At 47.4% G+C, this 24,246-nt stretch carries 19 protein-coding genes, 6 tRNA genes and 3 rRNA genes; 9 read left to right on the forward strand and 19 right to left on the reverse strand.

The genetic code is table 11. The features are described from left to right. Positions 1–128: 128 nt before the first annotated feature. The 10 genes from FIV04_RS14705 to FIV04_RS14750 form a co-directional block, all read right to left on the reverse strand. Positions 129–2,042 (reverse strand): methyl-accepting chemotaxis protein, encoded by a 1,914-nt coding sequence (locus tag FIV04_RS14705; protein ID WP_150870668.1) that lies wholly within the window; start codon positions 2,040–2,042, stop codon positions 129–131. Between the two features lie 403 nt (positions 2,043–2,445). Beyond that, positions 2,446–2,522: transfer RNA gene (locus tag FIV04_RS14710), tRNA-Trp, on the reverse strand. Positions 2,523–2,580: 58 nt separating this feature from the next. Beyond that, positions 2,581–2,657, reverse strand: a tRNA-Asp gene (locus FIV04_RS14715). 41 nt (positions 2,658–2,698) lie between these two features. Then, a 5S ribosomal RNA gene (rrf, locus tag FIV04_RS14720) occupies positions 2,699–2,814 on the reverse strand. Positions 2,815–2,908: 94 nt separating this feature from the next. Then, positions 2,909–5,800: ribosomal RNA gene (locus tag FIV04_RS14725) — 23S ribosomal RNA — on the reverse strand. Between the two features lie 293 nt (positions 5,801–6,093). After that, positions 6,094–6,169: transfer RNA gene (locus tag FIV04_RS14730), tRNA-Val, on the reverse strand. Between the two features lie 41 nt (positions 6,170–6,210). Then, positions 6,211–6,286, reverse strand: a tRNA-Ala gene (locus FIV04_RS14735). Positions 6,287–6,315: 29 nt separating this feature from the next. Continuing rightward, a tRNA-Lys gene (locus FIV04_RS14740) sits at positions 6,316–6,391 on the reverse strand. A gap of 2 nt (positions 6,392–6,393) precedes the next feature. Beyond that, positions 6,394–6,469, reverse strand: a tRNA-Glu gene (locus FIV04_RS14745). An 88-nt stretch (positions 6,470–6,557) separates the two neighbouring features. Then, positions 6,558–8,110 (reverse strand): 16S ribosomal RNA (locus FIV04_RS14750). Together the 16S, 23S and 5S rRNA genes with 6 tRNA genes alongside form the textbook arrangement of a ribosomal RNA operon. A 504-nt stretch (positions 8,111–8,614) precedes the next feature. On the opposite strand from FIV04_RS14750, the gene FIV04_RS14755 reads away from it, so the two are divergent. Beyond that, positions 8,615–9,160, forward strand: coding sequence for a gamma carbonic anhydrase family protein (locus tag FIV04_RS14755; RefSeq protein ID WP_152469473.1), 546 nt, complete (start codon positions 8,615–8,617; stop codon positions 9,158–9,160). On the opposite strand, the gene FIV04_RS14760 is transcribed toward FIV04_RS14755, so the two are convergent. The 4 genes from FIV04_RS14760 to FIV04_RS14775 form a co-directional block, all read right to left on the reverse strand. Beyond that, on the reverse strand, positions 9,157–9,423 hold the full coding sequence (locus FIV04_RS14760; protein WP_152469474.1) for a DUF1488 domain-containing protein: 267 nt from the start codon (positions 9,421–9,423) through the stop codon (positions 9,157–9,159). The two genes, FIV04_RS14755 and FIV04_RS14760, sit on opposite strands and share 4 nt — an antisense overlap. A gap of 2 nt (positions 9,424–9,425) precedes the next feature. Further along, positions 9,426–10,256, reverse strand: a complete 831-nt coding sequence (aroE, locus tag FIV04_RS14765) for a shikimate dehydrogenase (protein WP_152469475.1) — start codon at positions 10,254–10,256, stop codon at positions 9,426–9,428. 76 nt (positions 10,257–10,332) lie between these two features. Continuing rightward, complete coding sequence (hemF, locus tag FIV04_RS14770; protein ID WP_152469476.1) at positions 10,333–11,250, reverse strand: oxygen-dependent coproporphyrinogen oxidase; 918 nt, start codon at positions 11,248–11,250, stop codon at positions 10,333–10,335. Positions 11,251–11,271: 21 nt separating this feature from the next. Further along, positions 11,272–11,829, reverse strand: coding sequence for an L-threonylcarbamoyladenylate synthase (locus FIV04_RS14775; protein WP_152469477.1), 558 nt, complete (start codon positions 11,827–11,829; stop codon positions 11,272–11,274). 197 nt (positions 11,830–12,026) lie between these two features. Between FIV04_RS14775 and purE the strand changes: the two genes are divergently transcribed. Further along, entirely contained in the window at positions 12,027–12,512 is a 486-nt protein-coding gene (gene purE / locus FIV04_RS14780; RefSeq protein WP_032548673.1) for a 5-(carboxyamino)imidazole ribonucleotide mutase, read from the forward strand. Between the two features lie 5 nt (positions 12,513–12,517). After that, positions 12,518–13,648, forward strand: a complete 1,131-nt coding sequence (locus FIV04_RS14785) for a 5-(carboxyamino)imidazole ribonucleotide synthase (protein ID WP_152469478.1) — start codon at positions 12,518–12,520, stop codon at positions 13,646–13,648. A gap of 42 nt (positions 13,649–13,690) precedes the next feature. Here the strand turns inward: FIV04_RS14785 and FIV04_RS14790 are convergent, their stop codons facing one another. From FIV04_RS14790 to FIV04_RS14805, 4 genes are read right to left on the reverse strand one after another with little or no spacing between them, the layout of a single operon-like run. After that, positions 13,691–14,263 (reverse strand): type I DNA topoisomerase, encoded by a 573-nt coding sequence (locus tag FIV04_RS14790; protein WP_152469479.1) that lies wholly within the window; start codon positions 14,261–14,263, stop codon positions 13,691–13,693. 12 nt (positions 14,264–14,275) lie between these two features. Then, positions 14,276–14,752, reverse strand: coding sequence for a DUF494 family protein (locus FIV04_RS14795; protein ID WP_032548670.1), 477 nt, complete (start codon positions 14,750–14,752; stop codon positions 14,276–14,278). 2 nt (positions 14,753–14,754) lie between these two features. Next, complete coding sequence (gene dprA / locus FIV04_RS14800) at positions 14,755–15,867, reverse strand: DNA-processing protein DprA (RefSeq protein ID WP_152469480.1); 1,113 nt, start codon at positions 15,865–15,867, stop codon at positions 14,755–14,757. A gap of 9 nt (positions 15,868–15,876) precedes the next feature. Beyond that, positions 15,877–16,971, reverse strand: a complete 1,095-nt coding sequence (locus FIV04_RS14805; RefSeq protein ID WP_152469481.1) for a LysM peptidoglycan-binding domain-containing protein — start codon at positions 16,969–16,971, stop codon at positions 15,877–15,879. A gap of 140 nt (positions 16,972–17,111) precedes the next feature. Here FIV04_RS14805 and def point away from each other — a divergent pair, with 140 nt between their 5' ends. The 6 genes from def to FIV04_RS14835 all read left to right on the forward strand — a co-directional run bounded on the left by def (position 17,112) and on the right by FIV04_RS14835 (position 23,501). After that, complete coding sequence (gene def / locus FIV04_RS14810; protein WP_032548665.1) at positions 17,112–17,627, forward strand: peptide deformylase; 516 nt, start codon at positions 17,112–17,114, stop codon at positions 17,625–17,627. Positions 17,628–17,661: 34 nt separating this feature from the next. Further along, positions 17,662–18,609: a methionyl-tRNA formyltransferase gene (gene fmt / locus FIV04_RS14815; protein ID WP_150870647.1), complete on the forward strand. Its 948-nt coding sequence runs from the start codon at positions 17,662–17,664 to the stop codon at positions 18,607–18,609. Positions 18,610–18,697: 88 nt separating this feature from the next. Continuing rightward, entirely contained in the window at positions 18,698–19,978 is a 1,281-nt protein-coding gene (gene rsmB, locus FIV04_RS14820; protein ID WP_152469482.1) for a 16S rRNA (cytosine(967)-C(5))-methyltransferase RsmB, read from the forward strand. A 92-nt stretch (positions 19,979–20,070) separates the two neighbouring features. Then, positions 20,071–21,447: a Trk system potassium transporter TrkA gene (gene trkA, locus FIV04_RS14825; RefSeq protein ID WP_032548662.1), complete on the forward strand. Its 1,377-nt coding sequence runs from the start codon at positions 20,071–20,073 to the stop codon at positions 21,445–21,447. A gap of 20 nt (positions 21,448–21,467) precedes the next feature. Further along, a complete protein-coding gene (locus FIV04_RS14830; protein ID WP_152469483.1) occupies positions 21,468–22,913 on the forward strand; it encodes a TrkH family potassium uptake protein in 1,446 nt (481 codons plus the stop codon). A gap of 24 nt (positions 22,914–22,937) precedes the next feature. Beyond that, positions 22,938–23,501 (forward strand): DUF3157 family protein, encoded by a 564-nt coding sequence (locus tag FIV04_RS14835; protein ID WP_152469484.1) that lies wholly within the window; start codon positions 22,938–22,940, stop codon positions 23,499–23,501. On the opposite strand, the gene FIV04_RS14840 is transcribed toward FIV04_RS14835, so the two are convergent. After that, complete coding sequence (locus tag FIV04_RS14840; protein WP_152469485.1) at positions 23,498–24,151, reverse strand: hemolysin III family protein; 654 nt, start codon at positions 24,149–24,151, stop codon at positions 23,498–23,500. The two genes, FIV04_RS14835 and FIV04_RS14840, sit on opposite strands and share 4 nt — an antisense overlap. Positions 24,152–24,246: the final 95 nt, after the last annotated feature.

Raw genomic sequence — 24,246 nt, forward strand, 5'->3', positions numbered from 1 at the left:
AATAACAATTCTCATTACGACGCTAATTTTGAGTCTTAGGTAGCCTTGTCTGTTTGTTTCTTCACTGAATGGTACAAATAAAAAAGGAGACGTCTCCGTCTCCTTATAAGTAGCATTTTCAGTCCAATCTATTGAAGCTTAAAGCGATCAACAATCGCCAACAACTGCTTATTGCTATTGGTCAGTTGAACTGTGCCTGCGGTGGCTTGAGCGCCGTTGTCAGTCAGTTCATTCACCATCCCCTGAATCGTTGTCATGTTACGACTAACCTCATCAGTTACAGCACTTTGTTGGCTCGCTGCCGTAGCGATCTCAAGGCCGAGATCATTAATACGCACGATCGAGTTAACCATCACGTCTAAGCTCTGATTAACATTCTCTGTAGTATGCGCGGTCTCTTCACAGCGTACTTTGGTGTCGTCCATAGCTTTGACAACCGTCTTGGTGCCTTCATTTAAGTTCGCCAGCATGCTGTTGATCTCTGAAGTACTTTGTTGAGTTCTCGCAGCAAGTGCACGAACTTCATCCGCAACCACGGCAAAGCCTCGCCCTTGTTCTCCAGCTCGTGCTGCTTCGATCGCAGCATTGAGTGCAAGCAAGTTCGTTTGATCGGCAATCTCACCAATAACAGTTAAGACAGAGCCGATCTTTTGAGAGTCTTCGTTCATCGATTGAATGCTTTGAGCCATAGCTTCAACTTCACCAACTAATTCAGCCACACTGCGAACAGCACTTGCGACAACCTCTTTGGATTGACTAGCCTCATCATTCGTCATCTTAGTAAATTCAGCTGTCTTAGAGGCGCTCTCAGCAACACTATCAGCCGTTGAACTCATCTCTGTCATAGCAGTGACTACCTGTGTAGTCTCCATTGCATGAGAGGTCAGCACAGCCTCATTATTATGGGTTTGCTCTTCCAGTAAATGAATGTTTTGCGAAATTTGGTTCGAAGCACTGGTCACCTCAAGCATCATTGCTTGTAGGTTACTAATAAACGTATTCACGGCCTGTGCTATCTGACCAAGGTCGTCCTGAGAATGGACTTCTAGTCGACGAGTTAAGTCACCATGACCTTGCGATAAGTCTAATATCGTACTCTTCAGCGCCAAGATTGGTCGGTATGCATAATTAAGGATGACTAGGAAAATTGCACACGAGATCGAAAGTAAGATAATGGCAGAATAGAGAGCAGCTTCTAATGCGTCGTCCATCTCAGCGTAAGCGATCGATTTATCTACACCCACGAGTAAATGCCAAGTCACTGCATCATCAATTCGGATAGTTTGGAAGAAAGCCACCTTGTCGACTCCACCTAGACTGTAGTCTTGCATACCAGATGGAAGAGAAAGGAGAGAGTCGGTCAGTGGCTTGAGATCTCCAAAGTCATAGAGCTTGGTTTCACCAGGAACATCAACTTCTCCATTAGAGGCAATCGTCAGGCTGGTTTGGTCATACAGACCCATCATAGCCCCAGGGAAAGGCGCTTTTCTTACCAGCTCATCAAGCAACGTAAGCTCGATATCCGCAAGTAATACACCTTGTAGCTGACCTTGTGCATAAAACGGCTCAGCAATGCTAACCATTAAACTCTTAGTCAAGGCATCACTGTAGATATCGGTAACGATCGTTCCACGCTTAGCAACGGCCTGTTTATACCAATCTCGAGTTCTTGGGTCATACTGTGATAAGTCACGTTTACCACTATTGTTTCCGTAAGAGCGCCCATCTTCATAGCCAACCAAAATATCAGAAGCCGGAGAGGTGTTGGCGATCTGCCTGATCATCAATAAAATTTGCTGGTCATTATCAACAGAAACGAAGTCAGGAGCGTTCGATACTAAGCCCGACTTAATGGTATCTAACCAAGTTGTAATGGTGTCGCTCGTGGTCTCAATCTTCAGCATCGAATATTCATTAATCCGTTCTTCAATTGACGCTGAAAGTTGTTTATAGGATAGGTAACTAGATACCGTTAATGACATTGTAATTAAGAGAATGACAACGGTAACCACTCTTCCCTTAAAGCTACTTAATACATTCATTTTTAAGCTCTATTTTATAAATTTGAACAAATGTATCATTATTGAGACTTAACTTAATTACATTGCAATAAAGTTAATATGTTGATCACACTTTTATTGCACAAAATACATTCACCCAGTAAATATAATCAGTGTTAAGCCTATGATTAAGTTAATTAAATAGCGGAAAGAGTTTAGTAGCGTACATGAGAGTAGTAAGTATCAGTTAATCAATGATTGAGGTTTCAGAGAACAATAGAGCTGGCAATCAAGTTCGCAATACGTATGGGCTTATTTAGAGTGAAATAAGCTACAGGACAGCAGCATTGCAGTATAGAGCAAAGAATCACGTCGAAGGGTATCAGTAAAAAGGGATGCGGTAGAAAGCAAAAAGGCTCTAGTCTTTCGACTAGAGCCTTAGATATGGCAGGGGTGGAGAGATTCGAACTCCCAACACGCGGATTTGGAATCCGCTGCTCTGCCAATTGGAGCTACACCCCTAAAATTTCAATACTGTAGATTCGAAAAAACCTCGCACTAGGCGAGGCTCTCGAATAAGTGGCGGAGTGGACGGGACTCGAACCCGCGACCCCCGGCGTGACAGGCCGGTATTCTAACCAACTGAACTACCACTCCGCAGTGGTAAACACGTCTTTAGACGTGGTTCCAAAATTAAAGCCTGGCGATGTCCTACTCTCACATGGGGAAGCCCCACACTACCATCGGCGCTATTGCGTTTCACTTCTGAGTTCGGCATGGAATCAGGTGGGTCCACAACGCTATGGTCGCCAAGCAAATTCTTAAAATCTGGAAAGCTGTTTCTTGTTCTCTTCAAACTCATTCAAGCGTTTGTATCTTTGAGTCCATCAAAACCCCTTGGGTGTTGTATGGTTAAGCCTCACGGGCAATTAGTACAGGTTAGCTCAACGCCTCACAGCGCTTACACACCCTGCCTATCAACGTTCTAGTCTTGAACAACCCTTTAGGACGCTTAAAGCGCCAGGGAAGACTCATCTCAGGGCTCGCTTCCCGCTTAGATGCTTTCAGCGGTTATCGATTCCGAACTTAGCTACCGGGCAATGCCATTGGCATGACAACCCGAACACCAGAGGTTCGTCCACTCCGGTCCTCTCGTACTAGGAGCAGCCCCCTTCAATCTTCCAACGCCCACGGCAGATAGGGACCGAACTGTCTCACGACGTTCTAAACCCAGCTCGCGTACCACTTTAAATGGCGAACAGCCATACCCTTGGGACCGACTTCAGCCCCAGGATGTGATGAGCCGACATCGAGGTGCCAAACACCGCCGTCGATATGAACTCTTGGGCGGTATCAGCCTGTTATCCCCGGAGTACCTTTTATCCGTTGAGCGATGGCCCTTCCATTCAGAACCACCGGATCACTATGACCTGCTTTCGCACCTGCTCGAATTGTCATTCTCGCAGTCAAGCGGGCTTATGCCATTGCACTAACCTCACGATGTCCAACCGTGATTAGCCCACCTTCGTGCTCCTCCGTTACTCTTTGGGAGGAGACCGCCCCAGTCAAACTACCCACCAGGCACTGTCCGTAATCCCGATTCAGGGACCAACGTTAGAACATCAACACTACAAGGGTGGTATTTCAAGGACGACTCCACCACATCTAGCGACGCGGTTTCAAAGTCTCCCACCTATCCTACACATGTAGGGTCAATGTTCAGTGCCAAGCTGTAGTAAAGGTTCACGGGGTCTTTCCGTCTAGCCGCGGGTACACTGCATCTTCACAGCGATTTCAATTTCACTGAGTCTCGGGTGGAGACAGCGTGGCCATCATTACGCCATTCGTGCAGGTCGGAACTTACCCGACAAGGAATTTCGCTACCTTAGGACCGTTATAGTTACGGCCGCCGTTTACCGGGGCTTCGATCAAGAGCTTCGACCGAAGTCTAACCCCATCAATTAACCTTCCGGCACCGGGCAGGCGTCACACCGTATACGTCATCTTACGATTTTGCACAGTGCTGTGTTTTTAATAAACAGTTGCAGCCACCTGGTATCTGCGACTCTCGTCAGCTCCATCCGCGAGGGACTTCACCGATAAGAGCGTACCTTCTCCCGAAGTTACGGTACCATTTTGCCTAGTTCCTTCACCCGAGTTCTCTCAAGCGCCTTGGTATTCTCTACCCGACCACCTGTGTCGGTTTGGGGTACGATTCCTTACAATCTGAAGCTTAGAGGCTTTTCCTGGAAGCATGGCATCAATGACTTCACCACCGTAGTGGCTCGACATCGTATCTCAGCGTTAATGAAGAGCCGGATTTACCTAACTCTTCCGCCTACGTACTTGAACCTGGACAACCGTCGCCAGGCCCACCTAGCCTTCTCCGTCCCCCCATCGCAATTGTAAGAAGTACGGGAATATTAACCCGTTTCCCATCGACTACGCCTTTCGGCCTCGCCTTAGGGGTCGACTTACCCTGCCCCGATTAACGTTGGACAGGAACCCTTGGTCTTCCGGCGAGGGAGTTTTTCACTCCCTTTATCGTTACTCATGTCAGCATTCGCACTTCTGATACCTCCAGCAGCCCTTACAGACCACCTTCAACGGCTTACAGAACGCTCCCCTACCCCGCATACTAAAGTATGCAGCCGCAGCTTCGGTGTATAGCTTAGCCCCGTTACATCTTCCGCGCAGGCCGACTCGACCAGTGAGCTATTACGCTTTCTTTAAATGATGGCTGCTTCTAAGCCAACATCCTGGCTGTCTGAGCCTTCCCACATCGTTTCCCACTTAGCTATACTTTGGGACCTTAGCTGGCGGTCTGGGTTGTTTCCCTCTCCACGACGGACGTTAGCACCCGCCGTGTGTCTCCCGGATAGTACTTACTGGTATTCGGAGTTTGCAAAGGGTTGGTAAGTCGGGATGACCCCCTAGCCTTAACAGTGCTCTACCCCCAGTAGTATTCGTCCGAGGCGCTACCTAAATAGCTTTCGGGGAGAACCAGCTATCTCCAGGTTTGATTGGCCTTTCACCCCTAGCCACAAGTCATCCGCTAATTTTTCAACATTAGTCGGTTCGGTCCTCCAGTTGATGTTACTCAACCTTCAACCTGCCCATGGCTAGATCACCTGGTTTCGGGTCTATATCCAGAGACTGAACGCCCAGTTAAGACTCGGTTTCCCTACGGCTCCCCTAAACGGTTAACCTTGCCACTGAATATAAGTCGCTGACCCATTATACAAAAGGTACGCAGTCACACCACGAAGGTGCTCCTACTGCTTGTACGTACACGGTTTCAGGTTCTATTTCACTCCCCTCACAGGGGTTCTTTTCGCCTTTCCCTCACGGTACTGGTTCACTATCGGTCAGTCAGTAGTATTTAGCCTTGGAGGATGGTCCCCCCATATTCAGACAGGATATCACGTGTCCCGCCCTACTCGATTTCACTGATTATGATGTGTCGGTTACGGGGCTATCACCCTTTATTGCGAGACTTTCCAGACTCTTCACCTGCATCATTAAAAGCTTAAGGGCTAATCCAATTTCGCTCGCCGCTACTTTCGGAATCTCGGTTGATTTCTCTTCCTCGGGGTACTTAGATGTTTCAGTTCCCCCGGTTTGCCTCTTGTTGCTATGTATTCACAACAAGATACTTACTTATGTAAGTGGGTTTCCCCATTCGGAAATCCCAGACTCAAAAGGTTTTTACTACCTAATCTGGGCTTATCGCAAGTTAATACGTCCTTCATCGCCTCTGACTGCCAAGGCATCCACCGTGTACGCTTAGTCACTTAACCATACAACCCGAAGAAGTTTCGAGTTGATGATAAATCACCAAGGTTTTTGGTTGTAACAAGAAGGGTTAGTTCTTATTACGTGTTTGCCGGACTCAATTTTGAATACAAGACACTTGAATGTGTTTGTGTTGTGTTTATCTAAAAGATAAACATTGAGAACTTTTAATTTGATTTAAATAACTGTGTTATTTAAATCAGTCAGCTTTCCAAATTGTTAAAGAGCAAGTTTCTTTCGCTAATGACTAGCTAATGAAAACCATTTTTAAAAGCACTATCGCTAATGCACTTAAAGATGGTGGGCGATACCGGGCTCGAACCAGTGACCCCCTGCTTGTAAGGCAGGTGCTCTCCCAACTGAGCTAATCGCCCACATTAGTTTTAATTCCTCGTGGAGAAGAATTCCTCAAGAATGGTGGAGCTAAGCAGGATCGAACTGCTGACCTCCTGCGTGCAAGGCAGGCGCTCTCCCAGCTGAGCTATAGCCCCATCTTGAGAGTCATTTCTAAAAGAAGAAATGGTGGGTCGTGCAGGATTCGAACCTGCGACCAATTGATTAAAAGTCAACTGCTCTACCAACTGAGCTAACGACCCAATGGTATCCCGTAGGGGAGTCGAACCCCTGTTACCGCCGTGAAAGGGCGGTGTCCTAGGCCTCTAGACGAACGGGACACTGCGTGAAGATATTGGGATATCTTCGTCTCTTTTACTTTCTAAACCGTATCAATCTGTGTGGACACTTATCGTGAACATCTTCGTATAAGGAGGTGATCCAGCCCCAGGTTCCCCTAGGGCTACCTTGTTACGACTTCACCCCAGTCATGAACCACAAAGTGGTGAGCGTCCTCCCGAAGGTTAAACTACCCACTTCTTTTGCAGCCCACTCCCATGGTGTGACGGGCGGTGTGTACAAGGCCCGGGAACGTATTCACCGTAGCATTCTGATCTACGATTACTAGCGATTCCGACTTCATGGAGTCGAGTTGCAGACTCCAATCCGGACTACGACGCACTTTTTGGGATTCGCTCACTCTCGCGAGTTGGCTGCCCTCTGTATGCGCCATTGTAGCACGTGTGTAGCCCTACTCGTAAGGGCCATGATGACTTGACGTCGTCCCCACCTTCCTCCGGTTTATCACCGGCAGTCTCCCTGGAGTTCCCGACATTACTCGCTGGCAAACAAGGATAAGGGTTGCGCTCGTTGCGGGACTTAACCCAACATTTCACAACACGAGCTGACGACAGCCATGCAGCACCTGTCTCAGAGTTCCCGAAGGCACCAATCCATCTCTGGAAAGTTCTCTGGATGTCAAGAGTAGGTAAGGTTCTTCGCGTTGCATCGAATTAAACCACATGCTCCACCGCTTGTGCGGGCCCCCGTCAATTCATTTGAGTTTTAATCTTGCGACCGTACTCCCCAGGCGGTCTACTTAACGCGTTAGCTCCGAAAGCCACGGCTCAAGGCCACAACCTCCAAGTAGACATCGTTTACGGCGTGGACTACCAGGGTATCTAATCCTGTTTGCTCCCCACGCTTTCGCATCTGAGTGTCAGTATCTGTCCAGGGGGCCGCCTTCGCCACTGGTATTCCTTCAGATCTCTACGCATTTCACCGCTACACCTGAAATTCTACCCCCCTCTACAGTACTCTAGTTTGCCAGTTTCAAATGCAGTTCCGAGGTTGAGCCCCGGGCTTTCACATCTGACTTAACAAACCACCTGCATGCGCTTTACGCCCAGTAATTCCGATTAACGCTCGCACCCTCCGTATTACCGCGGCTGCTGGCACGGAGTTAGCCGGTGCTTCTTCTGCAGCTAACGTCAAGAGATGCCGCTATTAACGACACCCCCTTCCTCACTGCTGAAAGTACTTTACAACCCGAAGGCCTTCTTCATACACGCGGCATGGCTGCATCAGGCTTGCGCCCATTGTGCAATATTCCCCACTGCTGCCTCCCGTAGGAGTCTGGACCGTGTCTCAGTTCCAGTGTGGCTGATCATCCTCTCAGACCAGCTAGGGATCGTCGCCTTGGTGAGCCATTACCTCACCAACTAGCTAATCCCACCTAGGCATATCTTGACGCGAGAGGCCCGAAGGTCCCCCTCTTTGGCCCGTAGGCATCATGCGGTATTAGCCATCGTTTCCAATGGTTATCCCCCACATCAAGGCAATTTCCTAGGCATTACTCACCCGTCCGCCGCTCGACGCCGTTATCGTTCCCCGAAGGTTCAGATAACTCGTTTCCGCTCGACTTGCATGTGTTAGGCCTGCCGCCAGCGTTCAATCTGAGCCATGATCAAACTCTTCAATTTAATATTTTGTGACTCAATGAATACTGATTACATTCCCTATTCTTACGAATAGTGACTGTGAATTGACTGTGCCGAATCTTACGATTCGAATTGGTCACTCAGTTCATTGAAATCAAATTGAAACCGAAGTTTCTATTTTGATATTCATCAACGAGTGCCCACACAGATTGATAGGTTTAAATTGTTAAAGAGCTTTTCCTTTTTGAGCTTCGCTCAAATCGGACGGCCATTTTAGCGATTTAAGTTTTAGTGTCAACCACTTTTTTCAAAACTTTTTTCAAGCGCTTAGCTTGGCTAATTTGGCTTGCTGATTCGTTGTGGTTTCTTTCGAAGCCATCCCGTGTCAGCGAGGTGGCATTATAGAGATTGCGATCACATTGGCAAGCCCTTTTTTACGTTTTTTTTAGTTTTTTGATTGTTCGGATAAAAAACACTCAAAAACGGCCATTTATCCTAGTCAGAGACCCAATAATGCTCTTAAGCTAGCTATATAAAGGAGGATTTATGAGTTCTATACGCAGTTATAAAGGTATCGCACCGAAAATAGGCCAAGATGTCTATATAGATGAAACCGCAGTATTAGTTGGTGACATCAAGATTGGTGACGACTCTAGTGTTTGGCCTTTGGTTGCAGCAAGAGGCGATGTTAATCATATCCATATTGGTCAACGTACAAATATCCAAGATGGTTCAGTTCTTCATGTCACCCATAAAAACAAGGAGAATCCTGACGGCTACCCTTTGATTATCGGTAATGATGTCACAATTGGCCATAAGGTGATGTTGCATGGTTGCACCATTCAAGATCGGGTATTGGTAGGAATGGGAGCGATCATTTTAGACAATGTTGTCGTAGAGCAAGAAGTAATGATTGGTGCTGGCAGTTTAGTTCCGCCAAACAAAGTTTTAGAGAGCGGTTATTTATATGTGGGAAGCCCAGTAAAACAAGCACGTCCTTTAATAGATAAAGAACGTGCTTTTCTCCAGAAGTCTGCCGACAACTATGTTCAGAACAAAAATGACTATCGAGATTCAGTTCGCCCTGTTTAAGACGCTTGAATCTCGATTTGACCAGAGGAGTTAAACTCCTCTTCTTCTATTAATTCTTCTGCTAGTTCTTCTAAGTCAAAACGCAACTCACTGAACACCTCAATGGCTTGCTCATTTGTTACTTCACGTCCTGCCAATTTTCCTAGCTCTTCTAGGGTAATAGTACACTCAATAAGTGCGCCACTTTGTTGAGCAGGGAAAACGACGCGTTGATTCTCTGCATCCCAGGTTTGGATATCAGGAAACAAAATTGACTGATTCATTATTAAGCCTCTAGGTTCTTTCTTAATTCTCTGAGGATTTGCTTTGTACCCGGTCTTAGACCGCGCCACAACATAAAGCTTTCAGCCGCCTGGCCCACTAGCATACCTAGGCCATCATAAGCAGCGTGGACACCATTATCCAATGCCCAGCGATTAAAGACCGTATGTCCCGAACCATAGACCATGTCATAAACGGTACTTGTTGGTGTAAATATCTCGGCGGACACTTGTGGCAGTTCACCGCTCAACCCAGAAGAAGTAGAGTTAATGATCACATCAAAGCCTTCATTCACCTCATCAAGTCCAACGCCTGAGACATTGCCAAAGGAAGTAAACATTTCTGCGAGTAGTTGTGCTTTAGAAGCAGTGCGGTTGGCAATCACTAATTGACGAGGACTGTGGTCAAGCAATGGCTTAATCACCCCCCTTGCTGCACCTCCAGCTCCAAGCAACAGAATACGAGCGTCTTTTAATACTACTTGATGTTGCAATAAATCTTGGACTAGCCCTTCACCATCGGTGTTGTCACCAATGATCTCGCCATCATCAAGCTTTTTAAGGGTATTCACGGCACCAGCTAGTTGAGCTCGCTCAGTTAAGCGATCCGCAAATTGGTATGCGTCTTCTTTAAATGGTGCTGTAACGTTACAGCCTTTACCACCATTACCAAAGAAATCTTTCGCTGCAATGAGAAAATCACCGGGCTCAGGCTGTTGAGATGTATAGGTAAGTTGCTGGTTCGTTTGGCGAGCAAATAGCGTATGAATAAATGGTGATTTACTTTGACTAATTGGGTTTCCAAAAACGGCATAGCGATCTATGTACTGTGTCATATCCTTACCTAACAGAGCTTATGAAAAAGGGTCATCGAATGATGACCCTATCACTATACCTATAAGGAAGGAAGTCTTACCAAACTCTAGGTTTTAAATAGTCTGTGTACAGTAGCGCCTCTGGTGAACCCTCTTGAGGTTCGTATCGATACTCCCATCGTGCCAATGGTGGCATCGACATCAGAATCGACTCGGTACGCCCACCACTTTGTAGACCAAATAAGGTGCCACGGTCATAAACTAGATTAAATTCAACATAGCGGCCACGACGATAGAGTTGGAAATCGCGTTCACGTTCGCCGTAAGGCGTCTCTTTTCTTCGTTCAACAATTGGCAGATAAGCTTGAGTATAACCCTCGCCAACCGCTTGCATGTAAGCAAAGCTCTTCTCAAAGCCCCACTCATTCAAATCATCAAAGAACAAGCCGCCTACACCACGCGTCTCATCACGATGAGGCAAGTAGAAATACTTATCACACCACTCTTTATGCTGCTGATACACATCATCGCCAAATGGCGCACATAGATCTTTCGCTGTTTGGTGCCAAGATTGGCAATCTTCAGCAAATGGGTAGAACGGGGTCAGGTCGAAACCACCGCCAAACCACCAGATAGGCGCTTCACCCTCTTTTTCTGCAATGAAAAATCGTACATTGGCATGAGAGGTTGGGATATATGGGTTCCTAGGATGGATCACCAACGAAACACCCATTGCCTCAAACTTTCGGCCAGCAAGCTCTGGTCGATGTGCGGTCGCTGATGCTGGCATCTCTTTACCCGCGACGTGAGAGAAGTTCACACCACCCTGCTCAAATACGGCACCATTAGTCATAACGCGCGTACGACCACCACCGCCAAGACGCTCACCAGGTTCACGTTGCCATGCGTCTTCTTCAAACGCCGCAACACCATCGGCTTGTTCTAGTTGTTGGCAAATCGAATCTTGTAAGTTGAGCAAGAACTGCTTTACCGCATCTTTATCAATTGCTGACATGTTTCTTCCTTTATGCAGGGTTTAGCCCTGTCTTAATATTTGAGAAGTCTTTGCATCACGGATTTCACTCGGCTTATCACGGCCTCCCGTTTCACCCTCAAGAATGGCCACCAGCTTATGACCAAGCTGCTGCTTCACTTCTTCAGTGGTCATACACGGCGGCTCACCCGATAGGTTTGCGCTGGTAGAGGTTAACGGCTTTCCAAGCGCATTACACATCTTCTGTACCAAAGGGTGATCGGTTACACGTACTGCAATTGAATCGAATTGACCACTTACCCAACCCGTCACTTGTGCACTGGCTGGCATGATCCACGTAACAGGGCCTGGCCATGTCGATTTTACCGTTGCCAATTGCTCAGGGGTCAGCTGACTTTCATCGATATAGGGAAGCAACTGTTCATAACTAGCAGCAATTAGGATGAGGCCCTTTTCCATCGGACGCTGTTTGAGTTCAAGTAATTTCTGGATGGCTTGCGGGTTATCAGGGTCGCAACCAACACCAAATACACCTTCAGTTGGATAGGCGATCACCTCACCTTGTTGTAATGCCTGTAAAGTATGCTGAAAGTTGTCCACGATTTGCCTCATCTATATCTGCTATTAAACTCGTTAAGTGTACAAATAATCACTAAATGTTACTAAAGCTATTTGTTTATAAAATGTATCAATTAGCAACTTTGACTGACGCAAACGTTTTCCTTGAGCAATTTTCCCCGTATAATGCGCGCAAATTATCTAATCACTTAATCAAATCGTACCTGAAGGAGTTTGAGATGACTGTCGGTATTATCATGGGTTCTAAATCTGATTGGCCAACAATGAAGCTAGCAGCGGACATGTTGGATCAATTTGGCGTAGCGTACGAAACAAAAGTGGTTTCTGCTCACCGTACTCCTCAACTACTGGCGGATTACGCAACGAGTGCAAAAGAGCGTGGAATTAAGGTGATCATTGCAGGTGCAGGCGGTGCAGCTCACCTACCAGGCATGGCTGCAGCGTTTACTAGCGTTCCTGTTCTTGGTGTACCTGTACAGTCTAAAGCTCTTAAAGGCATGGACTCACTTCTTTCTATCGTTCAAATGCCTAAAGGTATTGCTGTAGGTACATTGGCAATCGGTGAAGCAGGTGCAGCTAACGCAGGTATTCTAGCAGCACAAATCATTGGTACGCACAATGAAGATGTGATGGCAAAAGTAGAAGCGTTCCGCTCTGAGCAAACAGAAACGGTACTAGCTAATCCAAACCCTGCAGAGGACTAATTCCCATGCATGTTCTTGTGTTAGGCGCGGGCCAACTTGCTCGCATGATGTCCCTAGCTGGGGCACCGCTGAATATTGAAATTTCTGCTTTTGATGTTGGCAGCAAAAACATTGTTCACCCATTAACGCAAGCGATTCTAGGCAATGGCTTAGAGAATGCGATTGAGCGTGCGGATGTGATTACGGCTGAATTCGAACACATCCCTCATGATGTGCTCGAAGTGTGTGAGCGCAGTGGTAAGTTCCTACCGACTACCGAAGCAATCAAAGCTGGCGGCGACCGTCGTCTTGAGAAAGCTCTGCTCGACCAAGCGGGCGTGAAGAACGCCAAATACGCAGTGATCAACTCTCGCGAAGACTTTGACCACGCTATCTCGCATGTTGGCCTACCAATGGTGCTTAAGAGCACACTAGGTGGCTATGATGGCAAGGGCCAATGGCGCCTTAAGTCTTTAGACGCAGTAGAAACCGTTTGGACTGAGATGGCAGAATGCATCGCGGCGACCGACAACCAAGCGATTGTTGCTGAAGAGTTTGTTCCATTTGATCGTGAGGTATCTTTAATTGGTGCTCGTGGTAAAAATGGTGAGATTCAGGTGTACCCTCTGGCTGAAAACGTTCATACCGACGGTGTGCTGAGCCTATCAACAGCGATTGATGATGTTGAGTTACAGGAACAAGCTAAGACTATGTTCACTGCGGTTGCTGAGCGCTTGGATTACGTAGGTGTACTTGCTCTTGAGTTCTTTGATGTTCAAGGTGCACTGCTCGTTAATGAGATTGCCCCACGCGTTCATAACTCTGGCCACTGGACACAGCAAGGTGCTGAAACTTGTCAGTTTGAAAATCATCTTCGCGCCGTATGTGGCATGCCTCTAGGAAGCACAAAGCTGATTCGCCCGACTGCGATGATCAATATCCTGGGTGAGGACACTCTGCCTAACGCGATCTTGGCGCAGGCCGGTTGTCATGTTCACTGGTATGGCAAAGAAAAACGTGCAGGTCGTAAGATGGGGCACATTAATGTTAGTGCTGACTACAATGCCGAACTGCAACGCACGCTTTGCGGTCTAGCTAAGATCTTAGATAAAAGGGCTTACCCAGCGATACACGATTTTGCTGAGCAAATGCAGTAAATGGAAATCCAATAAAAAACGGCGCTCATTGAGCGCCGTTTTTTATGCTTGTTCTTGAATGTGGTGACATTTTCGGTCAGCACACTGCTTTTTGGTGCCTTTGGCGGTTTTCTTCTCCACCAGCAGTGGATACTGACACACTTCACAGCGACCAATAATCGGCGGCTGATTGACAGCAAACTTACACTTAGGGTAGTTATCACACGCAAAGAATTGTTTGCCATAGCGAGACTTGCGCTCAACAAGATGACCTTTGCCACACTCAGGGCAGGCGACTTGCGGTGCTGATTGCTGCTCTTGTTTCGGTTGGTCAAGCGACTCAATGTGATGACACTCAGGGTAGCTACTACAACCAATAAACATGCCATAGCGCCCTTGCCTTAATACCAATTCATTTTGGCACTTTGGACAAGGCACACCGAGTTCTTTCACGATATGCCCATCATTCTGATGCAACGGCTTAATATAGTCGCATTCAGGATAATGGGTACACCCCATAAACGGGCCGTGTTTACCGTGGCGCAGCTGCAACTCTCCGTCACACTGCGGGCACGCTTCATGTTCTAACGCGTGCTCGTGAGCCGAGAAAAGTTGATGATCAATCTTACTACTCATGACAAGCCTGTATTAATGCAAGATACCTTGCTCTTTGGTGTACAACAGCTCTTCCATTTGCGTGTAAGCACTCTCATTACCCGGTACGTTAAACAGCACCATTAAGATAATCCATTTGAGATCATCCAACTCAAACTCATTGGTCTCAAGGCCCATCACTCGATCAATGACCATCTCACGAATTTCAGTGGTCAGCACATTGATCTGCTCAAGGAATAGAAGAAAACCACGACACTCGAGGTTAATACGCGCCATCTCTCGCTTAGTATAAATACGCATAGAGGTATTCGAAGAGACCGAGATCGCCGCTTGGCTATCGGTTTCTTGCAGTGCTGCGAGATCTTCTAACCAGTGAAGAGCCTTATAAATATCGTCTTGGTGAAACCCTGCTCGAAGCAACTCTTCTTCAAGCTCATCTTGATCCACCTGCAATTCAGAATCGCTATGGATGTAGGTTTCAAAAAGGTACATCAGAATGTCCATCATCATAGCTAGCCTCTCCCCTTTCGAATATAGCCACCAGAAACTGCAACAACATGCCCTAAAAGTTCTAACTCTAAGAGCTGCATCATGACTTCATGCACAGGTATATGGGTTCTCTGTGCCAAAATATCAACGGGTGTCGCCTCTAACCCTACGTTAGCTAACAGATGTGGAAATGGCAATTGTTCATTTTCATTGTCGGTTGTCGGCGCTTCAAACAGACTGGGTTGTACATCAATAGACCAATCTAGCAGGCTTTTTATTTCAACAAGCACATCTTGAGCGCTCTGAACTAAGCAAGCACCCGACTTAATTAAACTGTTCCCTCCACGGCTAGTTGGGCTGTGTATTGAGCCTGGCAAGGCAAAAACTTCTCGTCCTTGTTCCAATGCGTAGCGCGCCGTAATCAATGAACCACTCTTTTCTGCCGCCTCTACCACCAATGTACCTAGCGACAAGCCACTGATAATACGATTGCGACGCGGGAAGTTTTCAGGACGAGGTTTAGCTGAGGGACGAAATTCAGAGATTAGCGCGCCTTGCTCTTCAATCCGTTGTGCCAGTTTACGATGGCGGGCTGGATAGATAGCATCTAGCCCAGAACCAAGCACGGCGAAAGTTTCACCACCTCCTTCTAGAGCACCATCATGAGCATATCCATCAATACCCAACGCTAAACCACTAGTGACAATCAAACCGCTTTGCGCGAACTCTCGAGCAAATGCTTTGGCTGTTTGTAATCCTTGTAGACTGGCATTGCGACTGCCAACCATCGCGATTTGAGGATCACTGAGTGTAGTGATATTACCGCGCACAAACAATGTACTAGGTGCGCTAGCTATCTGGCGCAGGCTTGGTGGATACGCGGCACACTGGTGAGTAACAAGATGATGGTTGGCACTTTTCGCCTGCCACGATAAACACTCTTCAACCAGTGGCTCTGTTTTGAGTTTAAGGTAAGTTATTTGAGAATCGGAGAAACCAAGCGACTGCAGCTGTTCATGTGAGTAGTTAACAATATTAAGTGGAGAGTCGATAGCCAGTAAGCGCTTAAGGCGCTTCATTCCTAGCTTAGGGATAAAGCTCAACCTCAACCACGCCACCAACTCTTGCTCAGTCATCTGGTAATCCTATGGTTCGATATCGTGTGCAGAATGATTTAAGACCATAGATAGCGGCGACACCGCCAAGGTATCACTACTGATCGGTTGGCTGCTTTGGGTCACCAGCGCCAAACTAAAATGTTGATAAGGTCTTATCACCATTAGGTTGCCGATCTCGGTATTCGGCAACTGGACTTTATTGCCCATAGCATTACTGTCATAGCTATACTCGCCCTGCTGACCATAGACCACTGCACCTAACTCTCGAAGCGAGAACATAGATCCCTGACGCAGGTCATCATCAGTCCCCCTGTCTATCACCACAACCTGATTTTTGGCACTAAATTTGGCTCCCTCTAAAGAACCAACAATATTGGCAGATTGCCCCACCTTCGTAGGAGAAGGATAGAATGTAGTAGTTAACGTACTCTTATCTATGGCTAATTCAGGGAGAACAACATCATTAATCAGGATTTCTTGCAGCTGCGACTCAACCTTTAAGCTGCTGAACGACTCATCAACCGCGCTAAGCTTCGCGGTTGCGACTAAGCGCAAAGACACAATTGAGGTGGCAGGCTGGGTTCGTTGATAAGTTGCTACCGCACGATAGATTCCCCACTTTGGATGCTGTTGTTGACCAGAGATAAACAAGCGGTCTTGAGCCGTGAGAAACTTACGCCCATCACTTGTCCCCAACACACGTTGCGCTGACTCTATATCCGCTTGGGTCACCAATCGATCAGACTGAAGATAAGGCAATACCAGCCCTTCATTAACCGTAGGTACCGCTTTTTTATTCCTAACTCGAATCTTAGGGCTTAGCTTTACTATCGGTTTCACACTCAATACAGGCTGACCGTTACGCCATACCAATGAGAGCTTGTCTCCCGGATAGATAAGGTGAGGATTATCTATATCCGGATTCACTTGCCATAAACGCGGCCACAGCCAAGGGCTATCGAGGTACATACCTGAGATATCCCATAAGGTGTCGCCTTTCTCAACAATGTAGCTTTTGGGAGCATCCTGCTTAATGTTGAGTTGTGTTAGAGATTCTTGAGCCAAAGCGGCACCTGACAGTGACAAGAAAACTAGCGATAACCTCGTTAAAAAATGGCGCATGACCTCGGTTCCTTGGTCTGGGTATATGACATCTAATCGTAGAATTACCTTCAGGATGCTGTCATTTGGCCTATAAAATGTCTAGAATTGAGCCAACAAGGTTTAAGCTGTTTCGGCACAGTTCAATATTTCGAGTGTATATGTCTGTATTACAAGTATTAACATTACCAGATGATCGTCTACGTACCGTGGCGAAACCGGTAAAAGAAGTTACCCCAGAGATCCAAAAGTTCGTTGATGACATGATTGAAACCATGTACGACGAAGAGGGCATCGGCCTTGCGGCAACGCAGGTTGATTTCCACCAACGTATTGTTGTTATCGATATTTCAGAGACACGTGATGAGCCGATGGTGCTGATCAACCCTGAAATCATCGAGAAACGCGGTGAAGATGGCATTGAAGAAGGCTGTCTATCTGTACCTGGTGCTCGTGCACTAGTGCCTCGTGCTGCAGAAGTTACCGTGAAAGCGCTAGACCGCGATGGTAAAGAGTACACCTTCGACGCTGATGATCTATTAGCTATCTGTGTTCAACATGAGCTTGACCACCTAGAAGGCAAACTATTCGTTGATTACCTATCGCCACTAAAGCGTAAACGTATTCAAGATAAACTAGCGAAGATTAAGCGTTTCAACGAGAAACAAGCAAAATAAGCGCTAGCAAAACCTAATAAGAAGGAAGCCTACCTTGAGTCAGTCTTTAAGAATTGTCTTCGCAGGTACTCCGGATTTCGCCGCCCGTCACTTGGCGGCGTTGTTGTCTTCGGAGCATGAAGTTATCGCGGTATACACGCAACCAGATCGCCCTGCAGGTCGCGGTAAAAAACTCACTGCGAGTCCAGTAAAAAACATTGCCCTTGAAAATGATATCCCTGTTTACCAGCCGGAAAACTTCAAGTCGGATGAAGCTAAACAAGAGTTAGCTGACCTCAATGCCGATATCATGGTAGTAGTCGCTTATGGTTTATTGCTACCTCAAGCAGTCCTCGATACCCCTCGTTTAGGTTGTATCAACGTCCATGGCTCTATCTTGCCACGCTGGCGTGGCGCAGCTCCAATTCAACGCTCTATCTGGGCGGGTGATGCAGAGACAGGCGTGACCATCATGCAGATGGATATTGGTCTAGATACTGGCGACATGCTTAAAATCGCGACTCTGCCAATCGAAGCAACAGACACCAGCGCATCTATGTATGAGAAGCTAGCTGGTCTAGGTCCAGATGCGTTAGTTGACTGCCTAGCGGATATCGCAGCCGGAACGGCTGTCGCTGAAAAACAAGACGACGAACTAGCAAACTACGCGAAGAAGCTAAGTAAAGAAGAAGCGCGTATCAACTGGAGCGACGATGCGGCTCATATTGAGCGTTGTGTACGTGCCTTCAACCCATGGCCAATGAGCCACTTTGAAGCGGCAGAAAACAGCATCAAAGTATGGCAAAGCCGAGTGGCTGAACAAACTTCAGACAAGCCAGCAGGTACGATTCTACAAGCTGACAAAACCGGTATTTACGTAGCGACTGGACAAGGTGTACTTGTTCTCGAACAGCTACAAGTACCGGGCAAGAAAGCAATGTCAGTTCAAGATATCTTGAACTCAAGAGCAAGCTGGTTTGAAGTGGGCACACAGCTCGTCTAACCCTTGCACGACTGTAAGTAACACAGTCTACAACCTTTACGAGGGCAGAGATGCCCTCATGTATTCAATAAAATAGTCGGTATTCCCTATGAATGTTCGCGCTGCTGCTGCCAATGTCCTATTCCAAGTTGTCGATAAAGGCCACTCTCTTTCACACGCTCTACCTGCGGCTCAAAAAACGATCCGCCCACGAGACCATGCTCTGCTGCAAGAGATCTGTTACGGCGCTCTACGCTACCTACCTCGCCTAGAGTCTATCGCCAACCAATTGATGGATAATCCATTAAAGGGCAAGAAACGTGTTTTTCACCACCTTATTCTGGTTGGTATTTACCAGCTGAGCTTCATGCGTATTCCTTCGCACGCGGCGGTAGGTGAAACAGTTGAAGCAACCAAAACACTGCGTGGACAAAACCTTAGCGGCCTAATCAATGCGGTATTGCGTAACTACTTACGCGACCAAGAAGCACTGGATGAGGCGGCGACGAGCCACAATGCTGGCAAATACGGACACCCAAGCTGGATCCTAAAAATGTTGCAAGAGAGCTACCCAGGTCAGTGGGAGCAACTTGTAGAAGCGAACAACAGCAAGGCTCCAATGTGGCTACGTGTAAACCGTCAGCACCACACTCGTGATGAGTACGCCGAGCTACTTAAAAACGAAAACATTGAATACACCCTGCACTCACAAGCAGCAGATGCCATAAAATTATCTGCACCTTGCGATGTCACTCTGCTACCAGGCTTTGATAAGGGTTGGGTATCGGTACAAGATGCCGCTGCGCAATTGTCGGTTGATTACCTAACGCCAAAAGACGGTGAGCTAATCCTCGACTGCTGTGCTGCACCAGGTGGTAAAACCGCGCACATCCTTGAGCACACTAACGATACTGAAGTGGTTGCGATCGATGCTGATGCTAAACGCCTAGACCGCGTTTACGACAACCTAGAGCGCCTTCAATTGCGTGCTGACGTAATCTGTGGTGATGCACGCTACCCACAAGAGTGGTGGAGTGGTGCTCAGTTTGACCGTATCCTACTTGATGCACCATGTTCAGCTACTGGCGTTATTCGTCGCCACCCTGATATCAAGTGGCTGCGCCGAGCTTCTGACATTGAGGCTCTAGCGGAACTGCAAAGTGAAATTATGGACGCGATGTGGGGACAACTGAAGCCAGGCGGCACTATGGTGTATGCGACTTGCTCAATCACACCACAAGAAAACGTGCTGCAAGTGAAAGCGTTCCTTGAACGCACGACCGACGCAACTCTTGTCGGCTCCGATATTGAACAACCAGGTCGTCAAATTTTACCTGGTGAAGAAGATATGGATGGTTTCTACTACGCAGTGTTAGTAAAACAAGCGTAATTATGCAGCGGCTAAGAAGAGGTTCTTAGCCGCTGTTTCGTTGTGGTGTATAACCACCAAGGCGTTAGATAACAAATAATAAGAGAAAGGCTATGAAGATCATTATCCTAGGTGCAGGACAAGTAGGCGGCACCCTTGCTGAGAACTTAGTAGGTGAGAACAATGACATAACGATTGTCGACCGCGATGGTGACCGACTGCGTGAACTTCAAGACAAGTACGACCTTAGGGTAGTCAATGGCTACGCCAGCCACCCTAACACCCTGCGCGAAGCGGGTGCTCAAGATGCAGACATGTTGGTTGCAGTAACCAATATGGATGAGACCAACATGGCCGCGTGTCAGGTCGCCTTTTCTCTATTTAATACACCTAACCGAATTGCGCGAATTCGCTCTCCTGAATATCTGGAAGAGAAAGAAGCCCTATTTAAATCTGGTGCGATTCCGGTTGATCACCTGATCGCGCCAGAAGAGCTGGTAACGAGCTATATTGAACGTTTAATTCAGTATCCAGGTGCACTTCAAGTAGTCAGCTTTGCCGAGCAAAAGGTAAGCCTAGTGGCGGTAAAAGCCTACTACGGTGGTCCTCTTGTGGGCAATGCGCTATCGGCTCTACGTGAGCACATGCCTCACATCGATACTCGTGTAGCCGCTATTTTCCGTCAAGGGCGTCCAATTCGACCTCAGGGTACCACCATTATCGAAGCCGATGATGAAGTGTTCTTCGTCGCGGCAAGTAACCACATCCGCTCGGTCATGAGTGAACTGCAGCGCCTTGAGAAGCCTTACCGTCGCGTGATGATTGTCGGTGGTGGTAACATAGGAGCCAGCTTAGCTAAACGCCTTGAGCAGAGCTACAGCATCAAACTGATTGAGCGCAGCTACACTCGTGCTGAGAAACTCTCTGAAGAGCTTGAGAACACCATCGTATTCTGTGGTGACGCTGCTGACCAAGAGCTGCTGACCGAAGAGAACATCGACCAAGTAGACGTGTTCATCGCACTGACCAATGAAGATGAAACCAACATCATGTCAGCGATGCTGGCCAAGCGCATGGGTGCTAAGAAGGTAATGGTGCTGATTCAGCGTGGTGCCTATGTCGACCTCGTACAAGGCGGTGTGATTGATATTGCGATATCGCCACAACAAGCGACCATTTCTGCGCTGCTTACTCACGTTCGTCGTGCTGATATTGTTAACGTATCCTCTCTACGTCGCGGGGCTGCAGAGGCTATCGAAGCCATTGCTCACGGTGACGAAACCACCTCTAAGGTTGTTGGCCGAGCAATTGGTGACATCAAGCTACCACCGGGCACCACCATTGGTGCGATTGTTCGTGGTGAAGAAGTACTGATTGCCCATGATAGAACTGTGATTGAGCAGGATGACCACGTGGTGATGTTCTTGGTTGATAAAAAATACGTTCCAGACGTCGAATCGCTATTCCAACCGAGTCCGTTCTTCTTGTAAGCGCGCACCTGTAAAACATCATGGTTAATTTACGCCCCATTCTGTTGGTTATTGGGCTAGTGCTGTCAAAGCTTGCCCTGTTTATGTATGTACCGACTCTGGTTGCTTTTTTTACAGGAACAGGTGGTTTTCTAGAGTTTGGCCAATCGGTCGTGATCACCCACGTGATCGCCTTTATCTGCCTGAGTCTTGGTCGCACTGCTCACTTCAGACTTGGCGTGCGGGACATGTTCCTCATCACCTCATTGGTGTGGACAATCGCCAGTGCATTTGCCGCGCTGCCGTTTGTGTTCATCAACCATATTAGCTTTACCGATGCCTACTTTGAGACCATGTCGGGGATTACCACTACCGGCTCAACGGTACTGAGTGGGCTGGATAATATGGCACCAAGTATCTTGCTGTGGCGATCTATATTGCAATGGCTTGGTGGAGTAGGCTTCATCGTAATGGCAGTAGCAGTACTACCAATGCTCAACGTCGGTGGTATGCGTCTGTTCCAGACTGAATCTTCAGATTGGTCAGATAAGAGTAGCCCACGAGCGAAAACCGTGGCCAAGAACATTGTGGCGGTCTATTTGGTTCTTACAGGACTGTGCTTTATCAGCTACCTCTTCGCTGGCATGGGCATGTTTGACGCCATTAACCACGCATTTACCACACTCTCGACTGGTGGTTACTCGACCTCTGACGGCTCGATGAACCACTTCTCAAACAGTGCGCACTGGGTTGGTACCCTATTCATGTTCCTAGGCGGCTTGCCTTTCCTGCTGTTTGTCAGCGCTCTACGCGGACGCAAGCTAGCTCCACTCTACAAAGATGCTCAGGTTCGAGGTTTTACTTACCTGTTTCTTGCTTCGAGTGTTGTGATTTCAATGTGGTTAGTTATTCGTGATGGATACACCATGATGGATGCACTACGCGTGTCGATGTTCAATATCGTCTCAGTGGTTACGACTACAGGTTTTGGTTTGGAAGACTTCACAGCTTGGGGCGCTCTACCAACGACTCTGTTTGCCTTCTTGATGATGGCTGGGGCTTGTTCCGGGTCGACCTCTGGCGGCATCAAAATCTTCCGCTTCCAGATCGCGATGACACTACTACACAAGCAGATGATGAAGCTGATCCACCCTTCAGGTGTGTTTGTTCAACGTTACAACCAACGCCCAGTTAACGACGATATCGTACGTTCTCTAGTCGCTTTTGGTTTGATGTTCTTTATTACTATTATCTTAATTGCCGGCGGATTGAGTGCGATGGGGCTCGATCCCATCACCAGCATTTCTGGCGCGATAACTGCAGTTGCCAACGTTGGCCCAGGCATGGGTAGCGTGATTGGTCCAACTGGAAACTTTGCACCTCTGCCTGATGCCGCTAAGTGGCTGCTAAGCTTTGGCATGCTGATGGGAAGATTGGAAATTCTAACCCTGTTGGTACTGTTCTTCCCAGCTTTCTGGCGTCGTTAATTAAGCATTAAAAAGGAAAACACTATGCGATCTTACCTATTAATGGCTAGCGCACTACTCAGCGGCACTGCATTTGCCGATCAACTGATCACCCTACCCGATGGTAAACAGGTAAATATTAAAGATGACTTTACATGGGAGTATGTGACGACCAAAGTTGAATCTAAAGTCACGACTTCGGGTAAACCTGCGAAGCCAAGCATCGCGGCGATTCCTGTTGCGACCGCCGTTACTGGTACTACGATTAAGCTCAACGATACTAAGCCAAGCCTGCAACTGTCTAAATCTGGGGTCGATATCCTATTGGGCACAGCAAGCTATCAAGGTGGTGAACTCGTCATTCCAACAGCGATCACTAACCAAGGTACCCAGCCAATCATATTTGTTTCACTGAAGGTGAAAGTGTTCTCGACAGAGGGAGAACTGTTGGCAGAGCAACAAGTAGATACTTGGAAGTCGATCAAGCGTATGGCTGAAACTTACCTTCGTCCACAAAGCAGTGCCGAAGGCAAATCGATTAAGCTAGCAGTAGATAAACTGGACCAATACCAACTCCAAGCAGAAGTGATTGAGGTTCTGGCTCGCTAAACTGGCGTAACGTATAGATAGATCGCAAAGAAATGACAGGCGCATCCTGCCAGTACAAATAGATGCCAAATGGCATGGTTGTATGGGATGCGTTTAGCGACATAGAAAATCACCCCTAAAGAGTAGATGATTCCGCCAACAGCCAGCAGGATCAAACCTCCCAACTCCACACTCTTTGCTAGTTGATAAATCACTATCAGCGACAACCATCCCATTGCCAGGTACGTGACTAACGACAAGCGCTTAAAGCGATACACAAAGGCAATCTTCATCACGATTCCGACTAAGGCTATCGCCCATATTACGCCCATTAAGCCAAAGGCCAGCGGAGTTCTTAAACTGACCAGTAAGAAGGGAGTATAGCTGCCTGCTATCAGCAAATAGATCGCGCAGTGATCGAGGGTTTTTAGCAAGCGCTTAGTTTTCGCGGTGGTGATTGAATGATATAGGGTTGAAGCAAGAAACAGTAAGATAATACTACTGCCGTAGGCTGCCATGCTCGCTACGGTTAGTGAGTCAGCGTCGAACTGATTGGCTTTAATGAGCAATAAAATTAAACCAACAATACCCAACACCACCCCAAGGCCGTGTGTTATCGCATTGGCTCTCTCTTCTATTTCACTGTATTCACTAACTTTGGCTTCAGACATGGGAACCCTACTAGAGTAATCGAACATTTACTCTAGTATTGCACATTAAGCTTACACGTGTAAGCTTAAATTTTTATCGACCGTATTATCGTCGG

Origin of the sequence: Vibrio sp. THAF190c (assembly GCF_009363355.1) — a bacterium.
Taxonomy (GTDB): domain Bacteria; phylum Pseudomonadota; class Gammaproteobacteria; order Enterobacterales; family Vibrionaceae; genus Vibrio; species Vibrio fortis_A.